Source organism: Paenibacillus sp. JCM 10914 (genome assembly GCF_001315105.1).
GTDB lineage: Bacteria > Bacillota > Bacilli > Paenibacillales > Paenibacillaceae > Paenibacillus_AQ.
The window spans coordinates 262,305-270,734 of sequence record NZ_BAZR01000005.1 but is presented as its reverse complement, the minus strand read 5'-3'; the positions used below and the strand labels follow the sequence as shown (position 1 = coordinate 270,734).

At 55.0% G+C, this 8,430-nt stretch carries 8 protein-coding genes; all 8 read right to left on the bottom strand.

Annotated elements, in window-relative coordinates; all coding sequences use genetic code 11:
- Positions 1-166: 166 nt before the first annotated feature.
- The 8 genes from JCM10914_RS09675 to JCM10914_RS09645 all read right to left on the bottom strand — a co-directional run bounded on the left by JCM10914_RS09675 (position 167) and on the right by JCM10914_RS09645 (position 8,380).
- Positions 167-1,339, bottom strand: a complete 1,173-nt coding sequence (locus tag JCM10914_RS09675) for an N-acetylglucosamine-6-phosphate deacetylase (protein WP_023960114.1) — start codon at positions 1,337-1,339, stop codon at positions 167-169.
- 57 nt (positions 1,340-1,396) lie between these two features.
- Entirely contained in the window at positions 1,397-2,134 is a 738-nt protein-coding gene (locus JCM10914_RS09670; protein WP_023960112.1) for a glucosamine-6-phosphate deaminase, read from the bottom strand.
- Positions 2,135-2,164: 30 nt separating this feature from the next.
- Positions 2,165-3,433: a Gfo/Idh/MocA family protein gene (locus tag JCM10914_RS09665; RefSeq protein ID WP_023960110.1), complete on the bottom strand. Its 1,269-nt coding sequence runs from the start codon at positions 3,431-3,433 to the stop codon at positions 2,165-2,167.
- A 23-nt stretch (positions 3,434-3,456) separates the two neighbouring features.
- Positions 3,457-4,431, bottom strand: coding sequence for a hypothetical protein (locus tag JCM10914_RS30020; RefSeq protein ID WP_023960108.1), 975 nt, complete (start codon positions 4,429-4,431; stop codon positions 3,457-3,459).
- Positions 4,432-4,454: 23 nt separating this feature from the next.
- Complete coding sequence (locus tag JCM10914_RS30015) at positions 4,455-5,417, bottom strand: S9 family peptidase (RefSeq protein ID WP_023960106.1); 963 nt, start codon at positions 5,415-5,417, stop codon at positions 4,455-4,457.
- Positions 5,414-6,661, bottom strand: a complete 1,248-nt coding sequence (locus tag JCM10914_RS09655) for a Gfo/Idh/MocA family protein (protein WP_023960104.1) — start codon at positions 6,659-6,661, stop codon at positions 5,414-5,416. The genes JCM10914_RS30015 and JCM10914_RS09655 overlap by 4 nt, the downstream gene beginning before the upstream one ends.
- A gap of 16 nt (positions 6,662-6,677) precedes the next feature.
- Positions 6,678-7,232 carry a carbohydrate ABC transporter permease gene (locus tag JCM10914_RS09650; RefSeq protein ID WP_231638594.1) on the bottom strand — a complete coding sequence of 185 codons (555 nt, stop codon included), beginning with the start codon at positions 7,230-7,232 and terminating at the stop codon, positions 6,678-6,680.
- Between the two features lie 266 nt (positions 7,233-7,498).
- Positions 7,499-8,380, bottom strand: coding sequence for a carbohydrate ABC transporter permease (locus JCM10914_RS09645; protein WP_023960100.1), 882 nt, complete (start codon positions 8,378-8,380; stop codon positions 7,499-7,501).
- Positions 8,381-8,430 lie beyond the last annotated feature (50 nt).

The window sequence follows — 8,430 nt, the reverse complement described above, 5'->3', positions numbered from 1 at the left end:
GGGCCGCTCAGGCCCATGCAAGTCCCTGTGAGGGACTTGTGGCGTTACCGCGGGCCGCTCGGGCCATGCAAGTCCCTGCGAGGGACTTGTGGCGTTACCGCGGGGCCGTTCGGGCCCGTACAAGTCCCTGTGAGGGACTTGTGGTGGCGCTGATGCTCCCGATCGGCTACTTGCTCCGGTACACACTCTCACCTGCGACAACCGTTTCTTGCACAACGAGATCTGACGTTGATTCATCGTAAGCGAACAAGGTTAGGTTCGCCGGGTGACCAATCTTAAGCTCACCCCACTGCGGCGTGTCCAGCACTTCTGCTGGACGGCTCGTAACGGCGGATACCGCTTCAGCCAGCGACATGTCCGTGTAACGAACCGCATTCGCGATGCCAATATCGAGCGAGGAGGCGGAGCCCGCCAGAATGGCCGGGTTCTCCACCGTATGCAGGCGTCCCGCGGCGGTTAGTTCCACCTCGCCGCCAATGAGGCTACTGTATCTGCCTGCGGCCATCCCCGCAAACATGACGGCATCGCTAACCAGCACGGCCTTGTCGCGCTTGGCACGCAGCATTGCCTTCAGCACAGGCGGTGCCAGATGATGGCCGTCCGGGATGAAGGTCGCCCAGAGCCGATCCTCTGCGAGCTGCTGCCAGATATAGTTCGGATGCCTTGGCAGGACCGGCTGTGAACCATTGCCCAGATGCGTGGAGACGGTCGCCCCGGCATCCGCCGCTTGATCAAGCTGCTCTGCCGTCGCCATCGTATGTCCGATGGCAACAACAACACCTGCCTTCACCAATTGACGGATAAAGGGGATGCTTCCCTCGCGTTCGGGCGCAAGCGTCACCATCTTGATCAGTCCGCCCGCCGCGTCCTGAAGCTGCTGGAACTCCGCCCAGTCCGGATTGCGAATATACTCGCGCGGATGTGCGCCACGGCTGCCGTCTTCGCCGGAGAGATAAGGCCCCTCCATATGAATTCCCGCCAGCGAGGCGCTTCCATAAAGACCAGACTGACTATATTGGGATAGTGCGCTGAACGCCTGGCGCATTCGGTCATAACTGCCTGTAATGACCGTTGGCAGATACAGGGCCACACCCCGTTTATGCAGTGCCTTGGTTACACCCTCAATATCTCCCTGCGAGGTTACCGTTCCGTTCAGGTCGTAACCGCCGAAGCCGTTCACCTGCAAGTCGATCCAGCCACTGCTGATCCAGGGCAGATCTGATGACGACACACAAGGTGCATCATCCAATGGAATATGCGTAATTGCCGTAATCCGCCCATCCTTTGTCCTTACTTCAACGGACTCTCCCGTATCGCTAAGCCTGCCGCGCCATAGCATAAGCATCCCCCTATCCTTGATTCGTCGTTCCCGGCTCTTGATTTATGGCATAAATCATTAAGCCCATTGATAAATCGGCGCTGCCGATTCTTTGTCCAGATACAGCATCCAGCTTGGGTGCGTCTTCAAAATCGTAGCCGGCACATTGTGGTCCACGCCACCTTGAATCGTGTTCAGAATGGCCGCGGCTTTCGCCTGATGCGGCACCACCGAGACGATATGTCTGCTTTTCAGTATCTGCTGAACCGTCATGGTAATGGCCTGTTTTGGCACATCCGCATTGCTGTCAAACCAGCCTTCCCGCACCTGCTGACTCTTGCATGTATCACTTAGGTCTACAATCGTATAAGGCGACTCATTGTCAAAATCAGCCGGTGGATCGTTAAAGGCAATATGCGCATTCTCTCCAATGCCGATCAAAGCCAGATCCACTGGAGATTTCACAATCTCTTCATTCAAGCGTTCGACCATCTCGCCTGCATCTCCTTCGCCATCAATCAACCATGCCTGCGAAACCGGCGCATATTTCAAGAAACGCTCCTTCAAATATTTGCGGAAGCTGGCAGGGTGCGACTCGGGCAGCGCGATATATTCGTCCAAATGGAACATCTCAACCTTATCCCATTCTATATTCATCTTCACAAAATGCGACAGAAACTCAAACTGCGATGCACCGGTAGACAGAACGATACGTGCACGTCCCCGCTCTGCAATCGTGTCACGGAGAATGGCCTCGCACGTGCGGGCCGCTTCTAAACCTGCCTGATCTGCATATTCAAATATGTTCAACTGCATAATGGAAATTCCTCCTTGTTGTATGAATCTTTACACCAAGACGCTGCTATTATAGAATTCATCAAGCGTAACCATCCGCTTCTCCAAGCGCGAGCGTTCGGCCGCAAAGGCCATAAGATGGCTCTCGATGGAAGCTTTCGCGGAGCTTGAACTTTCATGGGTGCCGCCGGACTTCACCGACTGTACAAAATCCCGAATCAACCGCATATCGCCGCCGCCATGGCCCACATGCCCTTTGGGATCGACGAGCTTGATCACTTCCTGTTTCCCGCTGCCGAAGCGGCGGATTTCAATCTCGTTGCTCTCCATCGTTGCACGAATTTCGCCCTCCGTGCCCATCAGTTTGAGCGTACGGTTGCATTGCTCAGTAAATGCGCTCATCGTGAACACCGCGGTAATCTCGTGCTCAAATTCCATGCTGACCACCTGATGATCGACCACGTCGTTATCACAATGGTAAACGCACCGGCCAAATGGCCCTTCCAGCATCGCTTGATAACGGGCTTCATAGCTCGGATCGTTGCTCGCGGCTTCCCCTTTCCAGCCTGCATTCTCAATTAAATACGTATTCGGCGCATAGTACGGACATTCATCGGAGACGGGACAGCCGTCAAGACAACGCTTCGGCGCTCCTGGCGGCGCTGACTCCGGACGGAAGTGCGAGAGATGTCCATACGATGCGACGCTCAAGCATTTGCCTCCGGCCAGCCACTGCATGATATCAAGATCATGGCAGGACTTCGCCAGAATCATCGGACTGGAAGACTCGCTGCTATTGAAGTATCCGCGTACGTAGGAGTGCGCCTGATGCCAGTAGCCAACGTTCTCATTATGCTGGATGGACATAAGCCGACCGATCCGCCCTTCATCCAGCAGCCGCTTCAGCTCTTGAAAGAAAGGAGCATACCGCAGCACATGACAGATCGTTAAGGTGCGATTATACTTCTCGGCTTGCTTGCCCATCTCGATGCATTCCTGCCACTCCGGCGACATCGGCTTCTCCAGCAATACATGGTACCCGGCGGCGAGTGCCTTCATGGCCGGCTCGTAATGATCGCGATCCCGCGTACAGATAAAGACCGCATCGGATTGACGGGGCTGTGCGAATAATTCATCCCAACTTGCAAAGCATCGATCGTCGGCAATCCCAAACTTCGCCTGGGAGCGGCTGCGCCGTACCTCATCGGGATCGGCAACCGCAACGATCTGCATCTCATCCGGCCGCTCCAGCGCATATCCGCTGTATATCATGCCCCGCAGGCCTGCTCCGACCAGCGTGACCGTTAGTGGTTTACTCACGTGATTGACACTTCCTTTCCCTCTCATTGCCTGAGATTGGCTGTCCTCAGTTCCTGCAGTTCCGGAAGATCCAGCACTTGCAGAATACCCGGCAGCAGGACGCTCATGGCCCCTTCTTCCTCGAACTGCTTCGCGGTGGCCCAATCTGCCAAGCGATCCACGCCCTGCACCGCTGTAAGATCGCGGACGCTATCATCGATTGTCGATGCGAATTGTACATACAGTCCTTCCCGGCCTGCCGTATAAAACCGGAGGTCCTCGTGTTGCCATTCATCAAACCACTTGATGACCTCCAGGCACCGCAATACATCAAAAGTTCGCATAGCAGCCAAGCTGTCCCCAAGCCAGATCAGATCATCAGCCAGCTTATGCATCACCCCAAAATAAGCATGAGGCGGCTTGCCATATATCGGATGCGGCTCATGCGGGCCGACTCCGGAAACATTCAGCACCATGACCGCCCGACCCGATTCGCATGTATTCCGAATCCAGGACCAGTGTTCCTGCAATCGCCGAGTCCCGTCCCGCCACACCGCAACGGTGAGCGGAAGTCTAGCGTCATCGTCACCGGCAATGGGACGAAACACATAGCCGCTATTCATGACTCCTTGCTGTGACCACCACAGACGGTAATCGACCTGAAGCCCCCCCACATCACCGTGCTGGATCACGCGCGGATTCAATGCACAAGGCTTGCGAGCTGCATACACCTTCTCATGCATCCATTGCCTCATCCGCGCACGTCTTGATTCGATAGGAATCCGGGCTCTAGCCGTCGCCCATTGATCACAGCGGTCCGTTATCAGATCAAGTACCGATCTTGCCCCCTTCTGGTCGCGCAGCACTTGACCGGAGGGAGAGCACCATAAGCGCTGCGACTCAATGGATGCCAACTTCACATCCCCCACTGTTACCTTCACCTTAAGCTGCGACACAAAGAACGAAGCCGCCGCCTCAGCCAGCCGGTCCGTATATCGGTGCGTCGAGGCATCGGTCACAAGCCATATATCCTCACTCCGGCCTAACATCTCCCAGAATCGCTTGCAACGGTCGACGGTTCGCCTCGTACCTCAATCGGGAAGAAGTCGTACTCCGTCGCCAACACCATGAGCGGTTTCGGGGCAAAAGCGAGCAGCCAATCCTCATGGTCGTAACCGAGTCCAGATAAGCCCGGCCATACCTGCTCGGCATCCTGCACCCCTCCGGCGTGCATAAACGTCTGACGGTTCATAATGAAAGTAGCCGGAGCCGCTGCCGCCATACGTTCGTCGCAGATCATCATCATAGCCGTCTGGGTGCCGCCGCCGGAATTCCCCGTTACCCCAATCCTGGCCGGGTCCACCTCCGGACGTTCACACAAGTAGTCCACGGCGCGCATCGCGTCATGTACGAAATAACGAGCAACGCTATCGCCGAGCAGATGGCATTGAATCCCATACTGTTGATGCTCTTGGGTCCCCCACATGCTCGGCCCGTCTGCACCCGCGGGATCATAGAAGCCAAGCCGTTCCCCTTGGCCGAGCGGATCGACTGCCAGCACAATCAAACCCGCCTGCACGAAATGTAAGATGACGCGTTGATAGTACGGATCATGCTTGGCCGCGAGCTCATGCCCGCTTAGAAACAGCACGGCAGCTGAGCTCTCCTCGCGCTGGTCCGGTAGATACAGATTAGCGGTAACGTAATGGTCCGGGCTGGACTCGAACACCACCTTCTCCACCACGTAACCGCGCGCTCTGACCACACCCGTAGTGGATGCATTCAACGAACTGCCAGCATCCGGCAGCCCTCCAATGGACCTAATGAACGCTTGCTGAATCTCCGACTGGCGCCTGCGTACAACCTCTGGGCTAAGCAGCCGATCCCTGGCCTGATCCCCTTCCGCAAATGCAGCGTCTGATCGAGCGAACACGTGGGACTTCAATTGATCGCGCGTATCATGTAACGTGCATACATACGATTCGAGTTCCCGCACGCTGTTCATCGTGACGCACTCTCTCTTTGCACACCGACCCCTGGCGATACATCCGGCAACCTCAGCGCCCTGCCTTCGGCGATGGAGCGGTTGGCCGTCGCGCCGATCAGCAGAGACTCCGCTCCCACATGACTGTCAGCCTGCTGGCCGAGCGGATCGGCAACTCCGCCCTCGAACAACGCCTGGCGCAGCTTGGCATCTCCGCCGCCATGACCTTCGGCGGATGTGTTCACTTCGACGATTTCCGAAGTACCGTCCGTTCTGTAGATACGAATCTGGCTCGCCTCTCCTTGCTTCATATCCGCATTGCTATAGGTATTCGATACTTCGATTCGGCCTTTGCTGCCATTAATCGCTGCTCGCCAGCCCTCATACGGGCTATAAGCGACCAGGGAGTATGTGAGTGTTGCCTCGCTCTCGTACCGGACATTAACCGACATCGTGTCATAGATGTCAATGCGACGGTCGAACAGACAGCGATCACGGAAATAACCATCCTCGCCCTCAGCTTGCTGATAATACTTCTGAATGAACGGATCCTGCTCGATGTCCATATAGAACTCACAGTCATCCTGCCTGTGGCAGGTCAGGCACCGGATGCCATGATCCTGGCGGTCGTCCCCGTATACCCTTCTCGTCCCGAAAGCATGCACTTCCACCGGCTTGCTGTTCATCCACCAGTTGATAATGTCAAAATGATGCGTGGACTTGTGCACCAACAGCCCACCGCTGTTCTTCATCTCCGCATGCCATCTACGGAAATAATCGGCACCATGCCGGCGATCCAGGAACCACTCCAGATCGATCTGGTATACCTCTCCGATGACGCCCTCCATCAACAGTTCCTTTACTCTGGCAAAGTAAGGTGCAAAGCGGAGATTAAACGTAACGGTAACTTTTTTGCCACTCTCCTGCTCTGCTCGCAGAATGTCACGGCATTTCTCCTCGTCGATCGTCATCGGCTTCTCGCTGATCACGTCACATCCAGCCCGCAGTGCTTCCACGATGTAGGTATGATGCGTATAATCCGTGCTCGCCACAATGACGACGTCCGGCTGTACCGCTGACAGCATTTCATGAAAATGATCATATACGGGGATGCCCCCGCATTCCTCGCTCAAGTATCCGGCACGCAGCGGATTGCTGTCGTACACGCCTTCAAATGATATGATTCCTTTCCAGTCTGTAGCCATCGGCTTGGCGAACATATAGAGCGCCCGTGATCCGGCACCAACCAGCACATATTTCTTCATGTCGTAAGTTCCTCCTTCAGCCTTTCATCCCTGTCGAAGCGATGCCCTGAACGAACTGCTTCTGCGCAATCAGGTACACGATAACGACCGGCAGCGTGGTGATGACGGCCCCGGCCATCAGCAAAGCCTGGTTCACGTTCTCCGACTTCAGGTAGAGCAAGCCGAGCGGCAGCGTATATAATTCCTTATCTTGCAGATAAATCAAAGGTCCAAGCGTATTGTTCCATGCCCCCATGAACGTGAATACGCCAAGCGCAGCAAGTGCCGGTCTGCAGAGCGGCAGATAAATGCGGAAGAAGATCCCCGGCGGGCTGCAGCCATCGATCGTGGCGGATTCGTACAACTCTTTTGGCAATGACTTGATGAACTGATGCATCAGAAAAATACCGAATGCACCGCCCAGAAAGCTCGGCACAATCAAAGGGTAATACGAATTCAATGCGCCGAACTCTTTCCAGATGAAGTAGGTCGGGATCATCGTCACTTGGGATGGGATCATGAGCGTCGCCAGCATTATCATATAGATGAGGCCGCGCAGCCTGAACGTAAACATGGCTAGTCCGAAGGCCACGAACGAGCTTGAGATCAGGGACTACCATCTCAATTGAAACGATGAAGAAACTGTTCAGCGTATAGCGACCGAAGTCGATCTTGTTCCAGATGGTGACGTAATTATCCCAGTTCATCGGATTCGGTATGAGTTGCGGCGGCATTTGCGAGATGGCTCCCACTGTTTTTAGGGACGTGGACAGCATCCAGATAAACGGAAACACCATCAAGATAGCGCCTACAACGAGCAGCAGGTACATGATTCCTTTTAGGAAAGGATGCGTGGTTTTAGTCATAATGCACCCACTTCTTCTCAAAGTACTTCTGGAACAGCGTAAAGGCTAGAATGATAACGAACAACAGCCACGCCGTCGCCGATGCAGGTCCCATCTTAAAGAGCAGGAAGGCATCGCGGTACACCAGCAGGTTCGGTACCATATTGCGTTCCGGAATCCCGGTCGTAATCGAACCGAACAAACCCAGGAACACATCAAACGCCTGAAATGCGGAGATCGTGGACAGAATCATGACCAGATACACCATCGGCGTCACCATTGGAAACACAATCTTCGTCAGTTGCTTCCAGCCGTTCGCGCCATCGATCTGCGACGCCTCCAGCACTTCCTTCGGCACGTTCTGCATGCCGGCCAGAATCATGATCATGGATTGGCCTACGCCCTTCCATACCTGCACGATCGCGATACTTGCGATTACCATCAACCAGTTGCTGCTGTCGATCCATTTCACGGGCGTCATGCCGATCGTCTCCAGCGCCCAGTTGATCACGCCGTATTGATAGTTGAACATCCACACCCATACCACGCCGCCCGCGATCCACGGCGTCACGACAGGCAGGAAGTAGAACAGTCGGAACATCCCTTTCGCCCGGATCGCCTGGTTCAGCATGAACGCGATCAGGAACGCCATTAAGGTCTGGATCGGCACGAAGATGAGTGCAAACATAAATACGTTACGGATCGAGACCCAGAACTCGCGCTTGTTCAGTACCCGAATCCAGTTCTCCAAGCCCACCCATCTCGGCGAGTTAAATAAATCCCACTCGGTAAACGAGATGTACGTGGAGAACGCAATCGGAAATAAGAGGAATACCACGACGTTAATGACAAACGGCAAGGTGAAGATATAGCCCCAGTATCCTTGTTTTTGCATGACACACCTACCTTTCGAGAGCGGGGAAGGAGCATACGCCTATCCGTAAC